The organism is Pseudomonas sivasensis, from assembly GCF_052938085.1.
The window spans coordinates 1,898,179-1,920,304 of sequence record NZ_CP176442.1 but is presented as its reverse complement, the minus strand read 5'-3'; the positions used below and the strand labels follow the sequence as shown (position 1 = coordinate 1,920,304).

Annotated in this window: 21 protein-coding genes; 10 read left to right on the top strand and 11 right to left on the bottom strand. The window is 56.1% G+C overall.

What is annotated here, in order from left to right:
* Positions 1 to 9 precede the first annotated feature (9 nt).
* Positions 10 to 534, bottom strand: a complete 525-nt coding sequence (msrA, locus tag ACKZ62_RS08945) for a peptide-methionine (S)-S-oxide reductase MsrA (RefSeq protein WP_181640384.1) — start codon at positions 532 to 534, stop codon at positions 10 to 12.
* A gap of 154 nt (positions 535 to 688) precedes the next feature.
* Here msrA and ACKZ62_RS08940 point away from each other — a divergent pair, with 154 nt between their 5' ends.
* A complete protein-coding gene (locus ACKZ62_RS08940; protein WP_447096553.1) occupies positions 689 to 1,234 on the top strand; it encodes a hypothetical protein in 546 nt (181 codons plus the stop codon).
* 14 nt (positions 1,235 to 1,248) lie between these two features.
* Positions 1,249 to 1,548, top strand: coding sequence for a DUF6124 family protein (locus ACKZ62_RS08935; RefSeq protein WP_447096945.1), 300 nt, complete (start codon positions 1,249 to 1,251; stop codon positions 1,546 to 1,548).
* A gap of 130 nt (positions 1,549 to 1,678) precedes the next feature.
* Here the strand turns inward: ACKZ62_RS08935 and ACKZ62_RS08930 are convergent, their stop codons facing one another.
* A complete protein-coding gene (locus ACKZ62_RS08930; protein WP_447096552.1) occupies positions 1,679 to 2,239 on the bottom strand; it encodes a hypothetical protein in 561 nt (186 codons plus the stop codon).
* 371 nt (positions 2,240 to 2,610) lie between these two features.
* Between ACKZ62_RS08930 and ACKZ62_RS08925 the strand changes: the two genes are divergently transcribed.
* A complete protein-coding gene (locus tag ACKZ62_RS08925) occupies positions 2,611 to 3,657 on the top strand; it encodes a hypothetical protein (protein WP_099603092.1) in 1,047 nt (348 codons plus the stop codon).
* Between the two features lie 92 nt (positions 3,658 to 3,749).
* On the opposite strand, the gene ACKZ62_RS08920 is transcribed toward ACKZ62_RS08925, so the two are convergent.
* Together ACKZ62_RS08920 and ACKZ62_RS08915 are read right to left on the bottom strand one after the other, a co-directional pair.
* Positions 3,750 to 4,289 carry an AAA family ATPase gene (locus tag ACKZ62_RS08920; protein ID WP_447096551.1) on the bottom strand — a complete coding sequence of 180 codons (540 nt, stop codon included), beginning with the start codon at positions 4,287 to 4,289 and terminating at the stop codon, positions 3,750 to 3,752.
* Positions 4,290 to 4,404: 115 nt separating this feature from the next.
* Positions 4,405 to 4,806: a GFA family protein gene (locus tag ACKZ62_RS08915; RefSeq protein ID WP_099603090.1), complete on the bottom strand. Its 402-nt coding sequence runs from the start codon at positions 4,804 to 4,806 to the stop codon at positions 4,405 to 4,407.
* A 249-nt stretch (positions 4,807 to 5,055) separates the two neighbouring features.
* On the opposite strand from ACKZ62_RS08915, the gene ACKZ62_RS08910 reads away from it, so the two are divergent.
* Complete coding sequence (locus tag ACKZ62_RS08910) at positions 5,056 to 5,487, top strand: bleomycin resistance protein (RefSeq protein WP_017530067.1); 432 nt, start codon at positions 5,056 to 5,058, stop codon at positions 5,485 to 5,487.
* A 329-nt stretch (positions 5,488 to 5,816) separates the two neighbouring features.
* Here the strand turns inward: ACKZ62_RS08910 and choX are convergent, their stop codons facing one another.
* The 3 genes from choX to ACKZ62_RS08895 all read right to left on the bottom strand — a co-directional run bounded on the left by choX (position 5,817) and on the right by ACKZ62_RS08895 (position 8,760).
* Positions 5,817 to 6,752 carry a choline ABC transporter substrate-binding protein gene (gene choX / locus ACKZ62_RS08905; RefSeq protein ID WP_099603089.1) on the bottom strand — a complete coding sequence of 312 codons (936 nt, stop codon included), beginning with the start codon at positions 6,750 to 6,752 and terminating at the stop codon, positions 5,817 to 5,819.
* A gap of 259 nt (positions 6,753 to 7,011) precedes the next feature.
* Entirely contained in the window at positions 7,012 to 7,620 is a 609-nt protein-coding gene (locus tag ACKZ62_RS08900) for an HD domain-containing protein (RefSeq protein ID WP_241089453.1), read from the bottom strand.
* 24 nt (positions 7,621 to 7,644) lie between these two features.
* Positions 7,645 to 8,760 carry a TauD/TfdA family dioxygenase gene (locus tag ACKZ62_RS08895; protein WP_244914266.1) on the bottom strand — a complete coding sequence of 372 codons (1,116 nt, stop codon included), beginning with the start codon at positions 8,758 to 8,760 and terminating at the stop codon, positions 7,645 to 7,647.
* 89 nt (positions 8,761 to 8,849) lie between these two features.
* Between ACKZ62_RS08895 and ACKZ62_RS08890 the strand changes: the two genes are divergently transcribed.
* Complete coding sequence (locus tag ACKZ62_RS08890; protein WP_099603087.1) at positions 8,850 to 9,755, top strand: LysR substrate-binding domain-containing protein; 906 nt, start codon at positions 8,850 to 8,852, stop codon at positions 9,753 to 9,755.
* A gap of 498 nt (positions 9,756 to 10,253) precedes the next feature.
* Positions 10,254 to 12,275, top strand: a complete 2,022-nt coding sequence (locus ACKZ62_RS08885; RefSeq protein WP_032885911.1) for an FIST N-terminal domain-containing protein — start codon at positions 10,254 to 10,256, stop codon at positions 12,273 to 12,275.
* 87 nt (positions 12,276 to 12,362) lie between these two features.
* Here the strand turns inward: ACKZ62_RS08885 and ACKZ62_RS08880 are convergent, their stop codons facing one another.
* From ACKZ62_RS08880 to ACKZ62_RS08870, 3 genes are all read right to left on the bottom strand, one after another.
* The gene (locus ACKZ62_RS08880) at positions 12,363 to 13,712 is read right to left on the bottom strand and encodes a hypothetical protein (RefSeq protein WP_447096550.1); all 1,350 of its coding nucleotides are present in this window, start codon (positions 13,710 to 13,712) and stop codon (positions 12,363 to 12,365) included.
* Between the two features lie 826 nt (positions 13,713 to 14,538).
* Positions 14,539 to 15,705 (bottom strand): hypothetical protein, encoded by a 1,167-nt coding sequence (locus tag ACKZ62_RS08875; protein WP_447096549.1) that lies wholly within the window; start codon positions 15,703 to 15,705, stop codon positions 14,539 to 14,541.
* Between the two features lie 287 nt (positions 15,706 to 15,992).
* A complete protein-coding gene (locus tag ACKZ62_RS08870) occupies positions 15,993 to 16,496 on the bottom strand; it encodes a hypothetical protein (RefSeq protein ID WP_447096548.1) in 504 nt (167 codons plus the stop codon).
* A 216-nt stretch (positions 16,497 to 16,712) separates the two neighbouring features.
* Here ACKZ62_RS08870 and ACKZ62_RS08865 point away from each other — a divergent pair, with 216 nt between their 5' ends.
* The 3 genes from ACKZ62_RS08865 to ACKZ62_RS08855 all read left to right on the top strand — a co-directional run bounded on the left by ACKZ62_RS08865 (position 16,713) and on the right by ACKZ62_RS08855 (position 19,391).
* Positions 16,713 to 17,753, top strand: a complete 1,041-nt coding sequence (locus ACKZ62_RS08865; protein WP_447096547.1) for an alpha/beta hydrolase family protein — start codon at positions 16,713 to 16,715, stop codon at positions 17,751 to 17,753.
* A gap of 189 nt (positions 17,754 to 17,942) precedes the next feature.
* A complete protein-coding gene (locus ACKZ62_RS08860; RefSeq protein ID WP_095185512.1) occupies positions 17,943 to 19,169 on the top strand; it encodes an MFS transporter in 1,227 nt (408 codons plus the stop codon).
* A gap of 60 nt (positions 19,170 to 19,229) precedes the next feature.
* A complete protein-coding gene (locus ACKZ62_RS08855; protein ID WP_081797666.1) occupies positions 19,230 to 19,391 on the top strand; it encodes a DUF2986 domain-containing protein in 162 nt (53 codons plus the stop codon).
* A 1-nt stretch (position 19,392) separates the two neighbouring features.
* On the opposite strand, the gene ACKZ62_RS08850 is transcribed toward ACKZ62_RS08855, so the two are convergent.
* The gene (locus ACKZ62_RS08850) at positions 19,393 to 20,604 is read right to left on the bottom strand and encodes a YeeE/YedE family protein (protein ID WP_447096546.1); all 1,212 of its coding nucleotides are present in this window, start codon (positions 20,602 to 20,604) and stop codon (positions 19,393 to 19,395) included.
* 244 nt (positions 20,605 to 20,848) lie between these two features.
* Between ACKZ62_RS08850 and ACKZ62_RS08845 the strand changes: the two genes are divergently transcribed.
* On the top strand, positions 20,849 to 22,066 hold the full coding sequence (locus ACKZ62_RS08845; RefSeq protein WP_447096545.1) for an MFS transporter: 1,218 nt from the start codon (positions 20,849 to 20,851) through the stop codon (positions 22,064 to 22,066).
* Positions 22,067 to 22,126 lie beyond the last annotated feature (60 nt).

Sequence of the window (22,126 nt, the reverse complement as noted above, 5' to 3'; positions counted from 1 at the left end):
CGCAGGCGCTCAGGGAGCTGACCCCGATGAAGCCCGCTTGGGCAACTTCCAATTCGGCCGGATGAAATGGCAGGTATACCCGTTCGGTATCCGCTCCAGATAATCCTGATGCTCCGGCTCCGCCTCCCAAAACTCCCTGGCGGGTTCAATTTCCGTGACCACACGTCCCGGCCACAGCTTGGAGGCATCCACATCAGCCGCGGTATCTTCGGCAATATCCCTTTGCTGTTCGCTCAGGTAGTAAATCGCCGAACGATAGCTCGGCCCAAGATCATTGCCCTGCCGATTCGGCGTGCTGGGGTCATGGATCTGGAAAAAGAACTCAAGAATCTGCCGGTAGGAAATCACCGCCGGGTCAAACACGATTTCAATCGCTTCAGCATGGTTGCCATGGTTGCGATAGGTGGCATTCGGCACATCGCCACCGGTGTAGCCGACCCGCGTTTGCAGAACACCGGGGTAGCGGCGCAACAGGTCTTGCATGCCCCAGAAGCAGCCGCCGGCGAGGATGGCGGTTTCGGTTGGGTTGGTCATGGTTTGTCCTTGCGGTTAATGGAGACAGAGGTAGTTATGGGGGGATGTTGGGAAATACCAAGTTGAATCGAGCAAAAACGGGGATGGCCGCTTCACTTTACGTAGAATGCGAGTTGTTCTCGATCAGGAAAACTCAACCCAGGAGGGGTAACGCTTGAAACCGCTTAACACCCACGCGCCAAAACACGCCGACACTGCCATCACCCGACCTAAGCTCAAAGACCAACTGGCCGCTGACCCTTACAAGGCATTGGCACTGCTGGAAAGCATCCTCCTCTGTTTTATAGCGACGGCCATTCTGCTGGTTGCTGCACACATCATGGGCATAACCGACACATTCAAGAGCAACGTCCTTTACGGCGGCACCCTGGGCGCATGCATAGGGCGGACTTACAGCATGTACCGCGACGCCGCACTTGCCGAGTGGCGCGTTGCCAGTCGTATCAGCCCCGCTGCACTGCAAAAAGTGATGCTCGCCTTAAAATATTCCGAGACCTCGGAAGGCGTTTACTACCCAAAAAAACGCATGTTCACCCCATTCCATCGGTGCGTTTCAGAACGGATCACGCTCACGGTACTGGATGGCGACACACGCTTCACCGGCCCCCATCACAAGCTGAAAGCGCTGTCGGCCATGCAACTCGCTGACGAACCAGAAACGCCAGTATCCGACTCCACACCACCACGGGTGCAAGGCTGAGGAACGGTCCCGACCTGAAACTGAATCAAGCGGCGCATCGTACGATTGATAACTACCTCAACGCGGGGGCAGAACCGCTGGAGACGCCTCTCCCGCACGCGACGACGCTGTTCAGCGTTGCTGACGATGTTCGCAGTGAAGTGTTGATTGCTGATAGCTATGAGACTTTTTCTTCGGTTACTGCGTTGTTGCTTGGCCTGTCGGATGAGCTGAAGGGGAAGCAACGGGATGTGGCGTTGGTGATTCACCAACTTAGTGAACTAGACGTGGTATTGGTCGATCAGTTGATGACACGCGAGACGGACCATCGCTAGACACGCCAATCACGCGAGGTCGTCGAGTAGTAGCACCTCACGCACTGGCTCGGTGACCGCGTTGCTCGGTATTGCCAATGAGGCCAGCAGGGAAATGCTCATCGGCAACAGTACCCAAGTCTTTCAGGCTTTATGTGTTTTCATCAGCGTCGATGAACTTCTTTCGATTTACCATCCAGGGTAACGCCGGCTGACTGCGTATTTTCCTGCACCGGTTTTTTGTAAATTCATAGGTCACAAGATCAACGAAGTGGCGGTTGCCTTTAACTACGTCGTAGGTGATCAGAAAATAAATCAAGGGGCTTTTAGCATCGATCCATGTGTTCAACGCCTGGTCTAAAGCCTTTTGAATGTCCTCTACACGGCTGTACCCAATGAACGTCTGAAATGCTGCCTGACCGGCCTTGCTATGCAGCTTTTGGATTTCATTGATGTCCGTGTGGGCACGCTTCCACTCCCATTCCACGAAAGTCAGAATATCCTTTTCGGAGTACTGAACCACCGCATCGGTACGCCCGCCCAATTCGAAAAGAGCCCGTGCACCCATCAGGCTGGCACATTGACGAATTACGAGGCCCATATGGATCGTCCAGTTGGCCCTATTCGCTAGGCCAGCTTTTTCAGTAACGGGAAAATCCTTGTACCAGAGGTAGTTGAACAGCGTAACGAAGTCTCGCTCAATCCGTTTCATTATGGCTTCCGTATGTCTAATGAATAGCTGTAATTAACTTTCCAGCCATGACCCCAAACGTCCTCTAGGTTTTCGTTAGAAATCCCTGAGCACATCGCATTACTCGCGCCTGTATCGGCACGACGGCGCTGTACTTTACCTTTCTGCACTGCTGCCCCGACGGGCCAACTGAGCGCTGTTGGTGAATAACCATCAGGCATGCGGGCCCTGTCAGCCGGATTACTGACTTAACAAATGAGAGCAAACGCAGGGCGTTTGGGCTTGAGCGCGGACCTTTTTGAATTCTTAGCCATCGGCTTACCACACTGGATTGCACGCCTGACGCCGAGTAGCCTATCGCACCTCTTTACCCCCAGCATTTGGAATGCCTAATGGCCCTGCACGACGCAATCGCCCTTGAAATCCACGCCGGCGCGCTACCGCTAAAATTCCGCGCTGCAGACCTTAAAACCCCTTGCCGTAAGGTCTACTTAAACCCGACCGATACCAACGAACGCTATCGCGTGGGCTTGGACTTCTTCGCCGCCAACACAATCAATACGCAGTTGGCAAACCTGTGTGAGCTCACCGGTTACTGGGCGCGCAGCGGCCAGGTGGCACGTTACCGGCGTGTGGCCGAGGGCTTGTATGAGTTGCTCGGCATGGACGAGACGCAGGAGCTGACCGCTGAAGTCGAGCCCGCTGCTGAGGCTGCCATGGGTTGCCATGACTTGAGCCCCTGGGAAGCGCGCTTTGCCTTCTACCTTAAACATGAACCCTTTCAAATTTACGATCGTCGCCGCCGGAAGGTTTACCCAGCCCAGGCAGCTCAGGGACTGGATGCAAGATTGAGCAGCTACTTCTGGCCCTCGCCGGGAGTAAGCTTCGTAGCAACAGAGCAAGTGCTACAGGGGTTTATTGCTCAGGCGCGAGTGCTAAGTCTTGACCTTGCCGGTAATGCCGATGCGGTGTTGGCATTATTCGCGTCTATCTGCCAGTGGGGCGGAGTGCGCCTGCCCACGCGGGATGCCGACGCGGTCGTCGCCAACCTGCAACGTGCTGCTAACCGCAATGCTCAGAACCCAGCTGCAATGAACAGCGCATGGACGAAGCTGTACGCCATGTTTTACCCAGACGACTTTGTGATCTATGACTCGCGTGTAGCCACCGCATTGGTGGGTATTGCCGAGGCCGTGTTCGTTGACGCCGAACTCGATTCCTTCAAAGCGCACTACCCCAACCTAGGCCTGATCGCTGGACGTGGCGGTAGTCGGCCACGAGCGACTCGTACCGTGTGGCGCAATGCATATATGTCATGGCCAGCGCAGCTCGATGCAAATCGTCTTGTAGCATCCATTGCGCGGTCGCTTAGCACGCGATCGGGCTTGGCCTACAACGTACGCCAATTGGAGGCAGTGCTATTTATGGAGGGATATTGAGCGCGCGATACACGCCAGGCGACGCGGATTTTGAAGGGCATTGTCCCCGCATGACGACCCGCAGTTTACGTAGCGAGGCAGCCAACCAACGATCAATCTCGCGGAGCCTGACCAGCCGAATTTTCAATACTCGCGATAAACATCCTGGCCTCTCGATTAGACCGCAGATAAACCACGCGGCAGGTTGATGGTGCAGTTGCCACGAGTTGCTGCATCTTTGCTCGCGCTGTTTTTTTCGTCCGCCACATGAATCTAAAAAACTCCGGCAGGTTCGCCAGCAGTTCGGGGCAGTTCTCGGGCAAGTCAGGCCGAGATTGACCCCGTTGGAGCAGCGTTCTGCGCAGTACGCGCAAGAATCGAAGCGTCGCCGAACGATCAATCCAAATTAAAAGATCTGCACGGGCCATCCGATTTTCCCAAGTGGCCGAATGGCCCCCTTCGAATATCCAGCAATCACGGGCCTCGACATCGAGGCAAAGCTGCGTTTTCTCGTCCCGGCTTCGTTCTATCCAACCTGGCTGCCAGTGAATAGTGTCGATATGAACGACCGGCAAGCCCGTGCGCTGACCAAGCTCGCGCGCCAAAGTGCTTTTGCCAGACCCAGGTTGACCAACAATCATCACCCGTTGCATCGAAGCTCCTTCTCGCTATGCACGCTGATTTTTTGGGGGTGGCGATTTTACGTCAATGCCTATATCGGTCAACAACAAGGGGTCAGAGCGACAGGCAGCTTTCGCCCAGAAGACTTCAATCAACTGGAGGGCATGGGGTGGTTGGGATGTACCAGTGAGCTGCGGAGTCGAGATGAACGTGTTTCTGCTTTAGAGGGAAAAACGGGGTATCGAGCGTACCCAATGCTATTGAAACCCAACTGGCAAGCTCGCCTTGAGACCGTGACCAAAACAAGGCCGAACCACACTGCACGCAGAACTCGCGTGATACCGTCGTTGAAGAAGCATAGGTTTTGATATGGATGGAGCCGCTAAGTATTTGCAGCGCGCTACGCGGAACGCTGCCGTAAGAAGCAAATGCCGCCCCATGACCTTTGCGACACTGGCTGCAATGACAATGACTCACTGCTTGCGGTGTGGTGGATAGCTCATAACGGACAGCGGCACATAAACAGCTTCCTTGGTACACCTCTGTCATACGCTCTTCCGTGCATGCTAAAACGCCAGCGTAACCGTCCCGGTCTAATCAGTCGACTGACAGGTAGTGGCTAGTAACTGGCTATCATGAAGGGCAGCTATCGGCCAGAAGCTGCCACTCAAAGCGACTCGATAACTCCCACCCAAGCGTGCATCATCATGCTCACCACGATCCCGCCCTGGCAGCGAAGCCGTAGGTGCAGAACCTGCCCGCTCACAAAAACAAGCATTTTGAAATGGAAGTCATCTCATGTTCGAACGTAACAAACTGGTTCCGGAGTTAATGGTCACCAACCTGGATAGCAGCCTGGCTTTTTGGGTTTCTCTTCTGGGGTTCAAAGTAGCTTATCAACGTTCGGATGAGGGATTTGCGTACCTTGATTTGAATGGTGCTCAAGTAATGCTTGAGCAGATTGATCCTGACGCGGGTCAATGGCTGACTGCGCCATTGACCAAACCGTTTGGAAGAGGCATCAACCTACAGATTGATGTTGAGGCTGTGGCACCCATCATCCAAAAACTTGTTCAGGCTGGATTTCCACTCTATCGAGAATGCAAAGACACCTGGTATCGGGCTGACAAAATAGAAGTAGGTCAGCGCGAATTCATCGTCCAGGATCCCGATGGTTATCTCGTAAGGTTGGTAGAGCGGTTGGGTGAGAGACCGGCTTGCTCAATCTGAACCTAAGCCAAGCCGACCGTCAGCTTCGGGTCGATAGCTGCCGGTGGCGACTGGCAGTCATCGGCCAGAAGCGGACCTTGAATATCCAAACAACTGCCGAGGTCCATAAACGCATCACGCGTGAGTGCTGGCTCGACGGGCTCGGACTCGGAACTACATGGCCCCGCAGAAACCCACGAACTCAAGATATGTCAAATGCGGGGTAAGCGTCAGGTTAAGGCACGTTGCGATGAGTAAACGCCTAGCAACTGGCTACATATGGCTCCATCAGCGAGCCTCCAACTGCGGATTTTCGATAACAAAAGCCGCTTCACTGAAGCGGCTTTTCTTTACTTGGAGATGTTTGCTAATACTGCTGCTTTCGCGTCTCTACCGTCGACGGTAGTTACACCAGTCAGCCAGCTATCCAGAGTCTCAGGATGAGCGGCCAGCCATTTTTTCGCTGCACTCAAAGCGGGCTCCTTTTTGTCAAGGGAGTTCATGATGCTGCTCTCCATGTCGACCGTAAATTTCAGATTGCTGTACAACTTGCCAACGTTACCGCAGCGCTCGGCATAGCCTTTGGATGTGATGGTTTTGACCGTTGCTGCGCCGAAATCGGGACCGAAGGAATCATCACCACCCGTTAGATACACGATGTCCATGTTCACGTTCATTGGGTGAGGCGCCCACGCCAGGAACACAATGGGCTTCTTGCGTTGAATCGAGCGACCTACCTCTTGGATCATGCCTGCTTCACCAGACTCGACCAGTTTGAAATCCTTCAAACCATACGAGTTGTCCTTGATGATCTTCTGCACCAACGTGTTTCCGCCGCTACCAGGCTGGATGCCGTAAATGCGGCCTCCGAGCTGGTCTTTAAATTTCTCTATGTCCTTGAAATCCTTCAACCCCTCATCGGCCAGAAATTTTGGAACTGCGAGTGTGTATTTTGCACCTGTGAGGTTAGGGGTTGGGAGAACGGACAAAGAGTCCTTTAGGGGGGTAATCAGAGGATCCTGAGATGGCGACCAGTAGTTAATGAACGTATCCAGCTTGCCATCGCTAAGAGACTTCAGAACGATTGGCAGTGAAAGCATGCTGTCGTCAAATTTATAGCCCAGGCCTTCGGCAACCACCTGAGTCAATGCGTTTGTCGATATACCATCGAGCCATCCCACGTTCGCCGTCTTGATGACTTGGCAACTGCTGGGTTCTTGAGCCATAACCAACACGCTTTGAGATGCCAAGGTTACCGCGATCACGGTTTTGTAAAACTTGTTCATCCGACTCCCCTCTAGAGTTGCACTAACTCTGTTTGACGTATCTGGATGGCAGACTCAAATTTGCACGTGGCTGACGCTTATGAATTGCGCCTTTCCCGCTTCGATTATCGGCCAATCGCCAGTACGGCATAACCGCGTTTCTATTATGAGGAGCATGCGGTTTTCTTATGGATCAGTAGGGAGGGATCCACCTGGATATGCACGTCATAGCGGCAGCACGCTGCCGCTATGACGCAAATTTGAACCGTAAGTAAAGTGCCTAGGCCACAGGTTGGTCGAGCGCGCTGCGGCCCATAGTCTGGTCACCAACGTACTTTTGATCGAATGCTGGCCGAGTGAAAATCCTCCGAACCATAGGCTCGAAGTGCTCCAAAGGGCGAGTCGGGTAATCAGGGTCAAAGGATGATTGGTCCCACTCCTCACAGAAGCGCACACAACTCTCGTAGTAAGGGTGATCCTTGTATAGATCCCGCTCATTACGATCACCGCCGAAGAAGTGCACGTAGTAGTAGTTCTGGAAGAGGCCGTGATAATTGATGACCCAGGTCACCTCTGGACGAACATAAGGGCGAAGGATGGATGCTGCATACTGGGAGTGGTTGTAGGGGGCGAGCTCGTCGCCCAGGTCATGGATCAGCGCTGCAACCACCATCTCCTCATCTGCACCAGCGTCCTCAGCTCTACATGCGGTCTGAAGCGAATGAGCGAGTCGGCTCACCTTGTAACCGCTTAGAGAGTGTTCCAGATCCCGCAGGCATTTGAGGAGCCGGTCAGGAAGCTCTTTTGCGAAATCAGTTTCCAGCTGGGTCAGCATTTCATATTCGGCTTTGGTGCCGTCTTTCATCTGGGTAAAAGCTACGGTTTCCATCATCAGTCCTCAGGCTTTCGAATCTTATTGAGCTTTCAAGCTTCTTTTCATGGCTTTGTAGATGCCTTTGGGGCCATCCATATCCATGTAGCAACCTTGCAGATGACGGCGACCTTCATTGGTATCAAAGCTCGTCCGGCCATGGAGGACACGCGTGTTATTGAACATTTGCAGCTCGCCCTTCTCCAGCTTGAAACGTCGCTCAAATGCCGGATCCACAAAGAGCTCGCCCATGCGACGACGTGCACGGTGGAATACGGCCATGTCGTGTTCATTCAGCAACGGTAGATAGTCGAGGCGTGGGCTATAGCTGACACCTGTCATTCGGCCCAGCGCGTCGGTCATGATGATTGGCCGCCGCTCAATCAGCTCAACGTCGTTATCGACGTGGCGGTAACGCACAGGCACGTTGGCCAGCAGTTCGAAGCCTTCGGGATCTTCCAATTTAAGCTGCTCTGCGACCGCGAGACTGTCTACGAGTGTAGAGAGCCCCCCCGATGTTTCGTTGATCAGGCAGTGCAAAAGCTGGATGCCAGGCATCGGATCGCGATAAGGGTTATCGGTATGAGGATCGAGGTGAATTGAGCGATAGGCCAGGTCATTGGAGTTCGGCCGGGAGTACACCTCGAAGTACTTGCCGAAATTGGTTTCGCGCACCTGGCCAAAGATTCTGCCTACATCCAGAACTGACTCGGCTTCGGTAGGCACGTTCTGGATTACGACAACCCCATAGGTCAAAAACTTGCTGAATGCCTCCAATCGATAATCGAAGTCACTCAGTCGGTTGAAGTCGATGTAGATGAGCTGGGTGTCAATATTGCTCTTCCAACTGATGGGCGTTGGCAGGCCATCCAGCGGATCGAAGTCGGCACGAAACTCCGTGAGGTCATACAGCCCCGCATAACCATCACTGAATGACAGCCATGCCTGATCTACGCCTTTGGCCTCTGCTTCAACCAGAGTGATGCCGTCAGGAAGGTTATGCGGGTTAAACAGTCTTTGCTGAGTAGTGACATCAAGACTGACAGCGTCCTGGCAGCGCTCCCGCAACCACAGCGGCGCTAGCACAATGGTTTCCCCTGGCAACTGTGCGATCACGGATGCCGGTTGTTGCTTGATTTCAAAAGTGACCTGTACCATGAGAACCTCCAAATAGGTGGTCTCAGTATCCTTACGTGCTCAGGGGATAAACACCCGCAATCCCCTTATTAGAGGTATGCATAAACGTTATGGAGCCGAGCGAACAGGACCTCCCGCCACTTAAATCTTTGGTCGCCTTTGAGGCCACAATCCGCTTGGGTTCGATGACGGCCGCAGCTGTTGAATTGGGCACTACTCAACCGGCGATTTCTCAGCGGATTCGCACCTTGGAGGAGTCGCTTGGGTGTGTACTCTTCGAACGTAACGGTAAGCTGTTGCGACCCACCTATGAGGGTCAGCAGATTTATTCAGGCCTAGCATCCCCGGTGAGTGAAATTAAGGCAGCGGTCAAGCGCATGCGTCGCCATTTCAACAAGCAGAAACCTACCATCTCGATCGCTGCGAATTTTGGATTCTGCTATTTCTGGCTTATGCCGAAATTGCCTGCGCTCCAGGGCCAGTTCCCCCAGATCCAATTCAAGATTCGCCCAGTAAACCTTGACGATGATCCGATGCTTCAAGATGCCGATATCGCCATTCAGTTTGGATCCCTCGACGGTGACTTCCGATTTGAAAAGCTACTGATCCCCGAGACGGTATTCCCAGTATGCAGTCCAGACCTGGCTGAAAAACTGGGGCTACTGGAAGGTACGAAAATAAGCAGTATCGAGGATCTACCGCTGCTTCATAAGGACAGCGATGACTCCCGGTGGCTGGATTGGCATCACTGGTGCCTGCACGCGAAGATCACTCCGCCAGAGGAAGCGCCAGTTTTTTGCTTCAATAACTATCCGTTGCTGCTGACCGCTGCGCAGGAGGGTCAAGGTATCGCCTTGGGCTGGGCTGGGCTGATCGAAGAGCAGATCAAGGCGGGCAAATTGATCGCTCTCGGGCCTTCAGTAGACCGGCCTCACCGGGGTTACATTGTGAGATCGAACTATCACGAGACACTTCTGGTGAGGGATGTCCTTCAGTGGCTGATTGCGGCAAGCTGACCTTGAAGCCTGCGCCGTTGAATGTCCGCCAAATCCGTTTCCGCTGCTGAAAATCGTGCTGGCAAGGTATTAGATTAACTCGATGCCGATCCCGCCAGGGATCAGACTCGTCTATCTGGCGAGCATTCTCGCCTAAATAGGTGTCCGGTTTCATTAAACCAATACAGTAGATCTTTAGCCCGGCCGGCTTTCATCATCGCTTTGATCAACTTGATTTTTTCCACAGTTTCAACCGTTCCCGAGAGTGGTTTGTTGAGTTTTTTGATTGAAACCTGTCCATGATCTCTTTAGCAGATCACATCCATGAACGATACCTTGTCCGCTCCCGAGGTGAACGACAGTCTGCTTTTGGCCGAAAGCTGCCTATCAGTAATAGGAAAACTCCCCACACCCGCGTCCATCCGTCGCATCCCCCACCCTCCAGTCCCCACCCAACCTGCCGATAACCCTACTAACCGCATGCCTACCCCTGCATCACCACTCGATCGAGTCCACCACATGAACCCACTCTCCCTTCTAAAAAAAGCCCGGGCCGATCGTCAAGGCACCGCCACGCTCACCAGCACTGCCAACGACCTGGACGCCGCCCTCACCGCCCTGCGCATCACCCCCACCCTGATCACCGGTTTTATCTCGCCGCATTTGGACATCGATCAGGTCGCCGCCAAGCTCAAACGCCGTTTCCCACAATCCACCATCAGCCTGTGCACCACTTCCGGCGAACTCTGCAATGCGCCCAATTCGCTGTATTGCGCCACCGGCGAGCGCTGGGATCGGGTGGTGTTGCAGCTGTTCGACGACAGTCTGATCGCCTCGGCCGAGGTGGTGATGGTGCCGCTGGAGTGTGAGGACATTCGTGGCGGCGGTAAGCGGTTGGGGATGCAGGAGCGCATTGCCAAGTTGGTGGGGCATATCAAGCGGGTGCAGGTGCGCACGCCGATCGATCATCGCGATACGTTGGCGTATGTGGTGTTCGACGGGTTGTCGGCGTCGGAGTCGTTTTTTATGGAGGCGCTGTATGAGTCGGGGCGGTTTCCGTGTTTGTTTGTAGGGGGATCGGCCGGGGGTAAGTCGGATTTCCAGAAAACGCTGATTCATGACGGTCAGCGCAGTTATCAGAATCATGCGCAGATTGTGTTTGTGAAGACGGCGGCGCAGGTGCGATTTGGGGTGTTCAAAAGCCAGAATTTCAAACCGGCGGATTTGACCTTCAGTGTGCTGACGGCCTCGGTGGAGGACCGCACGATTGACCAGGTGATCGACAGCGCCGGCAATATCAAGAGCATGGTGCAGGCACTGTGTGATGCGTTTAATTGTGCGCCGCAGGCATTGGAGTCGAAGCTGGCGGATTATTCGTTTGCGATTCGGGTGGGCAGTGAGTTGTTTGTGCGGTCCATCGCGCGTATCGACTTCGAGCAGCAGATCGTGCAGTTGTTTTGCGACGTGGCGCCGGGCGAGGAGTTGGTGATGGTGCGGCGTACGCCGTTGCGTGAGGCGACGCGCCTGGACTATGAACAGTTCCTGCGTGGCAAGGGTGGCCAACCGGTGGCGGGGATTTTGAATGACTGCATCTTGCGTCGGCTGAACAACGGCGCCGAGTTGGGCAGCATGGCGGGGACGTTTGGCGATGTGCCGTTGGCGGGATTCTCGACCTTTGGGGAGATTCTGGGGTTGAACCTGAACCAGACGCTGACCGCGATTTTCTTCTTTCGGGTGGCCAAGGGCGCAAGTTTCAGTGACGAGTATGTGGACAATTTCATCGCTCATTACGGCGAGTTCAAGGCGTTTTTCCTACGGCGGCAGGTGAAGAAGCTGGCGGGATTGAACCATGTGGTGGTCAAGCAGATTGCGGCGTTCAAGAACAATGATTTCTCTAACACCCTGAACACCCGCGGGCTGGACAACAATATCCTGCCGGTATTCGAAGGCCTGGCGGACTTGGGCCAGGTGCTGGCCCAGGCTGAGCAACAGCAGGAAGAAATCGCGGCGCAGCTCAAGCATTATTCCGGTGAGTTGCACGCGTCGATGGATGACTTGGTCAGCACCATCGACCAGCAGAACAGCGTATCGGCCCAGGCCGGGGCCACGGTGGAGGGGTTGTCGAGCCAGGCGGATGTGGCGGTGGAAGGTGCGCGCACGCTGGCCGGGTCGAGTTTACGGATCCAGTCGATTGTGCAGGTAATCCAGCAGATCGCCGGGCAGACCAACTTGCTGGCGCTCAACGCGGCCATTGAAGCGGCGCGCGCGGGCGACTTGGGCCGGGGCTTTGCAGTGGTGGCGGACGAGGTGCGCAAGCTGGCGGAAATCACGCGTAAGAATGCGGCGGAAATTGGCGTGGATATTGACCTGCTGTCGAGTGAGATCCAGCGGGTAGCCCAGCAGATCGAAGACCAGTCCACCGGTGTGGGCGCATTGCGAGAGATGCTGGACGCGTTGGAAGCGTCCAGCCGTGCGACCGAGGGCACGGCGCAGCGGACGAAGACGATTGCGGATACGTTGACGGGGTTGACGCACGCGTAGACGTTATTGAAATCGTCAGCTTTGGAATCTCATTGAGGCATGAGGACTGTGCGGTGCCTTAGGGCATCGCTTATCAAGTCCTCATAATTATTGTTTTTTCATCAGCATGAAAAAATGGCCGGGCCAGACTCTTCGCATGGCGAACGACTCACGGTCACCGGCAACAAAGTCCGCGAAGTAGCTTTTGGGCGATTGGCGGACAATGTCGTCCAAGATTGAGCGTTGTGACGTCTGACTGTCGAAAGAGGCGACCGGCTTGCTTATCCGGCCAGTGGTTTTGTCCAGTGTGTAGCCTTCTGCCTTGCCGTGTTCGGTGAGGGTCCAAACGCCGTTGACGTTATCCGTGAGTGCCTTGAAGGGCGGTAGCCTGACGTCCTTGTTGGTGGTTTGGACAATATGGTCCTCGTACCTGACTTTGTGGTAGGTGGCGAACTGGCTGGCGAGTGGGGGCTGATCAGCCCCTTCATTAGAGAATTTTTTTACCATCTTCTCCAGGAACGGTATGCCACCAATGTTTGTAAACGCACCTTGGGCCGGGTCCAGAATGTGTCGCAAGAAACCCTGGTCGATACGGGTGCTGTTGATCGCCGAACCCTCCAGGACGCTTGACGCGATTGCGGCGTCCTCTGGCTTGAAATCGAACGTCACCTGATACCCTTCCCCGTCATAGCGAACGTTACTCCCCCCGAATTGAAGGCCGTCGCTGTAATGACGATAGGTACCGAGTGCTATGGCCACGTGATCTACAAAACGCAGGTCAGCACCCTCCGCTGCGGCGTAAGCGTACATATCCGAGATCAAGGCACGATCCTCAGGGTTGAGGAAATCGGCGTGGTTTTGAGTGCCGTTATAGACGGTGGCAGGTGGCTTGGCGACCGGCGGTTCAACCCCCCCGTACAAACGCGAAATCAGGTGATCACGCCCATTTGCAGGTTGCAGTTTCGGGTTGGCAGCCATTGGGGTTGCGGTTGCTTGCAACTCTTCCCACGCTGAACGTCGCTCATTGAGCGTGAAGGCACCGCCAACGTCGCTAGCAATCAGGCTGAGCTGATCGCGCGCAAGCCCTTTGAAAGGGTTGCTGTCAATGCCATCGACGAAGCCGTTGGCCTGCCGGGCCCGAGCCAGGAGCTCCGGGTTATCGGTATTGGGAAGCGCTGCACCGTGTTGTTTTTTGTTGGCGATGTAGTTATCGCCGGTAATCGAGTGGAACGGGTTTTCGCTCTCCGAGCCCGCGCGTTTTTCAGCACGCGCTGCCGCTTCGCTCAACTGGTGAGCCAGGATTGAGACGGTGCTGTTGGTAACTTCACCGTTCGAAGTTGACGCGGCAATGGGCTCTTCTTTATCTGACGAAACCGCAAACACGGGCTCGGCGTTGGAAGTACTACTTGTTGCCATACGATTAGTGGCTGACGACGCATGAAGATTAATAGATATCATGGATCACTCTTCCTAAATAGGAGGACAGCGCCGCTGCCACATCATTAATATCATTGTTTTCCATGTAAAAGAGCCAAAAAACCAAACGGACAAAATACTTTTCAGTTGATTAATAGCTATATTTTAATACGACTGAATCGACGCCTGCAGGACGCGTATAGCGAGGTGTGCCCCCGTATACATCATGATAGATTCTAACTCGCGAGCCATTACCAAACGACTGAGTGTTAAAATCCTGCACTGTGCCAGACGAACGCGGAGTGATTCTCCTGCAATCCTCTTGAGAGCTGAAGGGCCTTGAATAGCAAAGCCTCACATCCTCCCTGATGCTGTCAGGGTAAAACGTTGTACTCCATTGAATTTCCACTAACTGTTTGGGATCAATGAGCGTTCCTGGGGGAAAGTCCGAGCTAACAACACTGAAACTCGCAAACCCTACACCCGGATGAGTATCGGAATTGGATAACACCAACACGGGACTGGGGTCCCCATACTTTGAAATAGACCTTTCCTCCGCCCCGACCACCCCACTAGCCAATACCAGCAGAGCAGTAACAAGGGCACGCACAGGCTTGTTTGCATTTACGGAGCACCGAATCACTATCGAGCCACTCATAATCACCACCATCGCTTGAGGAGTTAATACGTAAGAGCCCAATGGATCCAGCGGTAAGAATCACACTTCTACCGTTGCACGATTCATTAACCGTAGAAACCCACGCACTTCCTAAAACAATGAAGGACAGCTCTGTAATACTAATAAATAGGAATACGCAGGTATTTTCCTAATCCCGCATGCCCGCTATTTAATTTGGGCTTTGTAAGGCTACTCAGGCGAGTCAAGCAGGCTGAACAGATTGTTCATCCAGATCGCTCGCTTGGGGGGCGGATCGTCGCTGTCGGCAAGGGCATCCATAAGGGAGCGACTCTGCGCGGAACCAACAGAGGTTTCCAGGATGAAGCCCTGCTGAGCTTCATCCTCTGGAGGCATTGTTGGTCGGTGCAGCTTGCCGGTAGCGGTGTCCAGCGTGTAGCCAGCGGACTGACCCAGTTCGGTCAAACTCCACACGCCATTAACGTTGGTGGCAACTACCTTTGAGGGCGGCAGTTTGGTGTCCGTATTCGTCGTGACCAGGACATTGTCCTTGTTTTCGATCCGGTTGAAGGTGGCGAATTCGCTGCCGAGCGCGGCTTGTGAAGCACCTTCAGCAGAGAACTTGAGCACCATCTGTTCAAGGAAGGGTATTCCGCCGATGTTGGAGAGAGATCCGTAGTCCGGGTTCAGAATATGCCTTAAGAAGCCTGGGTCGATACGGGTGCTGTTGATGGCCGAACCATTAAGAATGCGCGAGGCAATAGCCGCGTCCTGCTCCTTGAAGTGGAAGGTGATGCGATAACCCTCCGAGGTATAGCCATTGTTGTGGCTCAGCTGCTGACCGCCGTCGCTGAGATGTCGATAATGGCCGAGCTGCCAGGCCAAGTCATCGACGAAGGCCAGATCAGCACCTTCAGCCTGCGCGTAAGCGTACATCTGCGAGATCACGGCACGATCATCGCGGTTGAGGAAATGATAAGAGCTCTGAGTTAGGTTGTAGGAGGTCAATGGTGGCTGGGCCACCGGCGGTTCGTAGTTGCCGAACACGCGAGCGACCATCAGAGCATGGCCGTCAATCGATGCCTGACTCGCGCTGCTCGCCTGGGCGGGTGCCGTAGATTCCATCTCTTGCCATGCGGCACGGCGTTCGTTGGTGGTGAATGCGCCGCTGTCGTCATGGGCGATCAGGATCAACTGATCACGTCCCAAGCCCTTGAAGGGGTTGCTGTCGGAACCGTTGATGAAGGCGGTTGCCTGTCGGGCGCGGGCCAGGAGCTCTGGAAGATCGGTGTCTGGGACCTCGGCGTCATGCTGCGCTTTATCCGTGAGGTAGCTGTCGCCGATGATCGAGTCCGGCGGATCGGCGAGTGGCTCTGCGGTGCGGGTGTCGGCGCGCACTGAGGCTTCGCTCAACTGACGAGCCAAAACCGATACGGTGTGGGGCGCACTATCCGTGTGTGTAGCGGTAGATGCACCAGCCGTGTCTGCCGTTGTCTGCATTGCTGGTGAGGTTGCGGCATTAACCGGACTGCTAGCCAAGCGATTGTTAGGCACTGAGGAATAAGCGTGGATAGTTGCCATGAGAATTCACCCTGTAGAGGCGGCTAAAATTTTACCAACTGCACGTTTTTTATTTATCAGAGCAGAGGTCACCGTAATAAGTGACCCTTGCACGGTATTACGAGTTAGTACCTATATCGAAAAGTCACTGTATCAACGCCAGCAGGACGACTGTAGGGTGGTGTGCCCCCTAAGACATAATGCTTGATGACAATACGTGATCCGTGATTGAAACTCTGGGCATTAAATTCATAGATAACGCCAGATGAGTTAGGAGCGATATCCACGCAATTAGGTTGAGAACTATAGGGGCGAAAGTAACAGAGTTCGACCTTTGAATTGGCACTTTCAGGGTAGTACGTTGTACGCCACGCGATCTCTAGTAACTCTTTCGGATCAGGCAAAGTACCACTGGGAAAGTCCAACGAATTCGCGTAGAAATTGGCTAATCCAACACCCTCATTGGACAAAACCAGCACAGGACTTGGCGTATCATCTTTAGTGAAAGATCGCTCTTCAGCCAACGCCAAACTAGCAGACAAAAACAGCAAGAGCGCAAACAAAACGAGCATGAACTTACGAACATTCAAACCAAGCATTAAAGTCAACATCTCGATTGGAATTTTCATAACCCTCACCTTATTAATCAACGGTAGGAAGTACGGCACTACCGTCGCACGCTTTTTTAACCGAAGTAAGATAGCAACGTCCTAAATTCACGAAAGAGCAATCTGTAATACTAATAAGTAGGAATACGTCGGTAACGTCCTAGTCCCGCCTCCCCTCTACCAAAACCGCTTGTTTCAGGTCATGCTTCGCCGCTCATTTCAAGGACGATAACAACAATGAAAACCGCTCTACGCGCCCTGTTCCTGATTTGCCTCACCGCTCCCGCCTTCGCCGCCGAAAACCCCGTCGGTTTCAAGACCACCACCCTGCCCGATGCGCAAAACAACCGACCACTCGAACTGGTCGTCTGGTACCCCGCTACCACCACCACCCAACCCAAGCTGATCGCCGACAACGCAGTCTTCATCGGCGCCCTGGCCGTGCCCGATGCACCACCGGCCAGCGGCGAACATCCACTGATCGTGCTCTCCCACGGGTACGGCGGTAATTGGGGTAAACAGACATGGCTGGCCAGTGCGTTGGCCCATCAGGGCTATATCGTCGCGGCGGTCAACCACCCCGGCACCACCACCAAGGACCGCAGCCCGCAAGCCGCCGCGCAGTTATGGCAGCGCCCGGCGGACTTGAGCCGTGCTATCGATGCAGTGTTGGCTCAGCCCACGCAATTCGGCGCGGTGGCGAACAAACAGATAGCCGCTGTAGGCCATTCCCTGGGCGGCTGGACAGTGCTGGAAATCGCCGGTGCACGCTTCGATCCCGACCTGTTCGCCAAGGAGTGCAGCACCTATCCAAAGCTGGGCGGTTGCATTGGCTACCACGAGATGAATCCCGCTGCCACGCCAGAGGGCAAGGCCAAGCTGGCCGCTGACTTGAGCGACAAACGCGTCACCGCCATTGTGTCGTTGGACTTGGGCCTGTCGCGCGGCTTTACCGACGCCAGCCTCGCCGCATTGCCGGTGCCGGCGCTGGTGATTGCGGGGGGTGTGCCAACGGAAGATATGGCGCCTGAATTGGAGTCCGCCGATATGGTCCGGCGGATGGCAAAAGCTTCGACGCAGTATGTGGAGATCGCCGACGCTACCCACTTCAGCTTTATGTCGATCTGCAAGCCGGGGGCGATTGCGTTGATTGAAGAGAGCTCGCCGGGGGATGGCATGATTTGCCGGGATGGCGAAGGCGCTCGGGCGCGGGGAGTGATTCAGCAGCAGGTTATGGGGCTGATTACTGGGTTTTTGAGTCGGTCGTTTCGGAACTGATTAAGGCGGAACACTCAACTCAAAGTGGTATGGATGGGAGCGGCCCAAGGTCCTCACATCGATACCACTGATGATTACTATCGAACCGCTCGCCTATAGGCCGACCAACGGCCCTTCCTATAATCGCTTCCCACTTCTTCTTCCCATGCGCCTGGCCTCAGGCGACATCCCCCCTTGGAACCCAGCATCATGCCAAGCGCCCTCCAGGCCCCCAGCGGCCTTCCCGAACATAATCAACAAAGTGTCAAACAGCAGTGGCTGGCGATTCTCTCGGTCGCGGTAGGTGCCTTTGCCCTGGTGACCAGTGAATTCCTGCCGGTGGGCGTGCTCAACGATGTCGCCACCGACCTCGGTATCAGTGCCGGCCACGCGGGTTTGATGGTGACGCTGCCCGGCATCATGGCCGCCCTCGCTGCACCGTTTCTGTCGGTGAGCATTGGCGCGATGGACCGTCGTTATCTGCTGATCGGCCTGACGCTGATCATGATCATCGCCAACTCGGTCGTGGCCTTTGCCAGCGACTTCAACCTGCTGCTGTTCGGCCGTGTATTGCTGGGCATCAGCATCGGCGGTTTCTGGGCCACAGCCATTGCCCTGAGCGGTCGCCTGGCGCCCAAGGGTGTGGGCGTAGCGAAGGCGACTTCGATCATCATGATGGGCGTGACCCTGGCCACCGTACTCGGCGTGCCCGTCGGCACCTGGCTCAGTGGCCTGATGGGCTGGCGCATGACGTTTCTGGTGACCGCGCTAGTGGGCATTCCGGTGCTGTTGGCGCAGATGTTCCTGCTGCCAAGACTCACGCCAGAGAAAGCCATTCGCATCAGTGATCTGCCTGCTTTATTTATCAACCCACAAGCGCGGGTCGGCTTGATCGCGGTGCTGCTGATCGGGCTGGCGCACTTTGCGGCCTACACCTATGTCGCGCCGTTCTTCAAACACAGCTCTGGCTTCGACGGGCCGACCATTGGTTCGCTGTTGCTGCTGTATGGCGTCGCAGGCGTGATGGGCAATATTTTTGCCGGGTTCGCGGCTAACCGCAGCGTGCGCAATACCTTGCTGCTGGTGGCACTGATGATCGGCACCAGCACCGCGCTGTTCCCGTACTTCGCCACCGGCATGACCGGCGCGGCGATGCTGATCGCGCTGTGGGGCTTTGCCTTTGGCGCCTTCCCGGCGTGCGCGAGTATCTGGATGTTTGTGGTGGCGCCCAAGGATGTCGAGCGCGGCATGCCGCTGTTCGTGGCGTTGTTCCAAGTGATCATTGCCCTGGGCTCGTTCTTTGGCGGGCAGATCGTCGACCAGATGGGCAGCGCGGTGCTGTTGAGCCTGGCCACGGCGCTGGTAGGTTGCGGGTTTGTGACGGTGCTGGTGTTGGGACGCAGGGTCAGCAACAGCTTGGCGGCGCAGCCTTGCTAGCCATTGGCTGCGATTTTTAAGCTGGTATCATCCGGGCACGTTTAACCCAGGTAGACACCCATGAATCGCCAGAAAAAACTGCAGCAGCTGTTCAAGGCCAAGGCCAAAAAGGCCAGCGCCAAATTGGCGCCCAAATCCAAGGACAGGTACATCAGCAAAGCAGAGCGGGAAAAGCTGGCGGCTGAAGCGGATCAGGCGCCAAGCGTTTCCCCGCAAGACTGACTCAGCAGCCGCTCAGCGCCACCTGACGGCGCTCGCCCACAAAGAAAAACGGCCGCAGGCGCACGCCTACGCTGTTACCGATAAACGCCGCCACCAGCCACACCCAGCCATGCAGGCTGCCCGAGGCGATGCCGCTGAAGTACGCGCCGATGTTGCAGCCGTACGCCAGGCGCGAACCGTAACCGAGCAGCAGGCCGCCGATCACCGCAGCGATCAACGAGCGGGCCGGGATCTTCAGGCTGGGGGCGAAACGCCCAGCCAGGCCGGCGGCCAACAGCGCACCGAGGACGATGCCGATGTCCATGACGCTGGTGATGTCCTCCCACACCGGCGCCGCCAGGGCCTTGGCATTGCCCGGCATCTGCCAGAACGCCCAAGCGCTTACGTCCACACCCAAACCGCTCGCCACCTTGGCGCCCCACAGGGCGAACGCCGAAGTGATGCCCCACGGCCGCCCGGCCAGTGCGAGGGTGGCGTAGTTGAGCAACGCCAAACCAATCGCGCCCCACACCAATGGCCATGGCCCACGCAGGAAGCGGCGCAAGCCCTGATGTTCGCTGGTCACGCCTTCTTCAAGCTGGCCGTGGCGGCGCTTCTCCAGACGCACGGTGACGGCCGCGATAAGCGCAAACATCGCCAGGCTGGCGAGCAACGCGGGCACTACGCCGAAGCTCTTGACGATGGACACCGCCGGGAACGCCGGCAACGCAAACCACCAGTCCACATGGTGTGTGGCGATCAGCGAGCCGCAGATAAAGAACAACAACGTCACCAGCATCCGCGCATTACCGCCGCCCAAGGTGAATAGCGTGCCCGAGGCACACCCGCCACCCAACTGCATGCCGATGCCGAAAATAAACGCACCAAACACCACCGACACCCCGGCCGGCGCCACCAGCCCGACCACTGGCTGCCCGAACAACGTGCCCGCCCCCAGCGCCGGGAAAAACAGCAGCACTGCCAGCGCGAGCATCACCATCTGCGCCCGCAAGCCAGCGCCACGGCGCTCATTGATGAACACGCGCCAAGCGGAGGTGAAGCCGAAGGCAGCGTGGTAAAGGGTCAAGCCCAGTGCCGCGCCGACCACTAGCAAAAGCACCTGGCGCGAACCGACGCTGTTTTGCAGGAACAAGGCGCCCAGCACCAGGATGACAAAGGCCACCAACGGCGCGACTGGCTTGCGCGCGGGGGTGATAGGGAGAGAGGTGCTCATGGGGTATCTCGGTTTGTTTGAAGGGGGGATTGCGAACGGGCGAGTATAGCCTGTGGGAGTTGTCGGACTTCAGTGAGGCTGCGATAGCGGTGTGTCAGGCAACGTAGAGGTTGGCAATGCCGCCGCCATCGCAGCCTCGCCAGGGCTCGACAACTCCCACATTGACCGTCACTGTGGCTGAGTACTGCGCCGGCAGCGCCTGTTCAAATCACCTCGTCCTGTTTGAGGAGTCACGAATACCGCTATGAGTTTCCTCGGTACCTTCCGCTCCCTGCGCAGCCCCAACTACCGCATCTGGGCCGCCGGGGCGTTGATCTCTAATGTCGGCACCTGGATGCAGCGCACCGCGCAGGACTGGCTGGTGCTGACCCAGTTGACCCCGCACAACGCTGCGGCGGTTGGCATCGTGATGTCGTTGCAGTTCGGGCCGCAGTTGCTGTTGCTGCCATGGACCGGCTTTGCCGCCGACCACTACGACCAGCGCAAATTGCTGATGGTCACTCAGGCGCTCATGGGTCTGCTGGCACTGACGCTGGGGGTGTTCACCGTCACTGGGTTTGTCGAACTGTGGCACGTGTATGTGTTCGCGTTTTTGTCCGGCTGCGCGTCGGCGTTCGATGCGCCGGTGCGGCAGGTTTTCGTCGCGGAACTGGTGGCCGAGAAGGATTTGTCCAACGCCATCGCACTCAATTCCACGTCGTTCAATATGGCGCGCATGATCGGCCCGGCCGTGGCGGGCCTGACCATCGCCTCGGTGGGCTCCGGCTGGGCATTCCTGCTCAATGGCAGCAGTTTCTTTGCGGTGCTGGTTTCGCTTTTTTTCCTACGGGTGTCGGGACAGCACGCCAAAGTGCGGGCACTGCGCACCAAGGGTAGCCTGACCGAGGGCCTGCGCTATGTGTGGGCACGGCCGGACTTGAAGGCGATCCTGCTGATGTTGTTTCTGATCGGCACCTTCGGCATGAATTTCCCGATTTTTATCTCGACCATGGCGGTAACTGCGTTCCATACCGATGCGCGCGCCTTTGGCCTGCTTTCCTCGACGCTGGCCATCGGCACCATTGCCGGCGCCCTGCTGGCCGCCGGACGCGAGCGGCCACAGTTCAAGTCGTTGCTCAACGGTGCGGCGATCTTCGGCATTGGCTGCACGCTGGCGGCCCTGGCGCCGAACTATTGGTTGTTCGCCGTGGCGCTGGTGATCATCGGCGTCGGTGCCATGACCTTCAGCAACACCACCAACAGCCTGATGCAACTCACCACCGAACCCGCCATGCGCGGCCGAGTGATTGCCCTGCGCGTCGGCGTGGCCTTGGGCGGCACACCGATCGGTGCGCCTATCGTCGGCTGGGTCGCGGACCACCTGGGCCCGCGCTGGGCACTGGGGGTCGGCGCGTTGTCGGGCATCCTGGCAGTGGGTGTGGCGGTCTACACCCTGCGTCATCGGTTGGATCGGCCCAAGTAACCCTCGCTTCGGCGTCCTTGTATAGGGGGGTGGGGTATGACACCATCCGCCCCACTATAG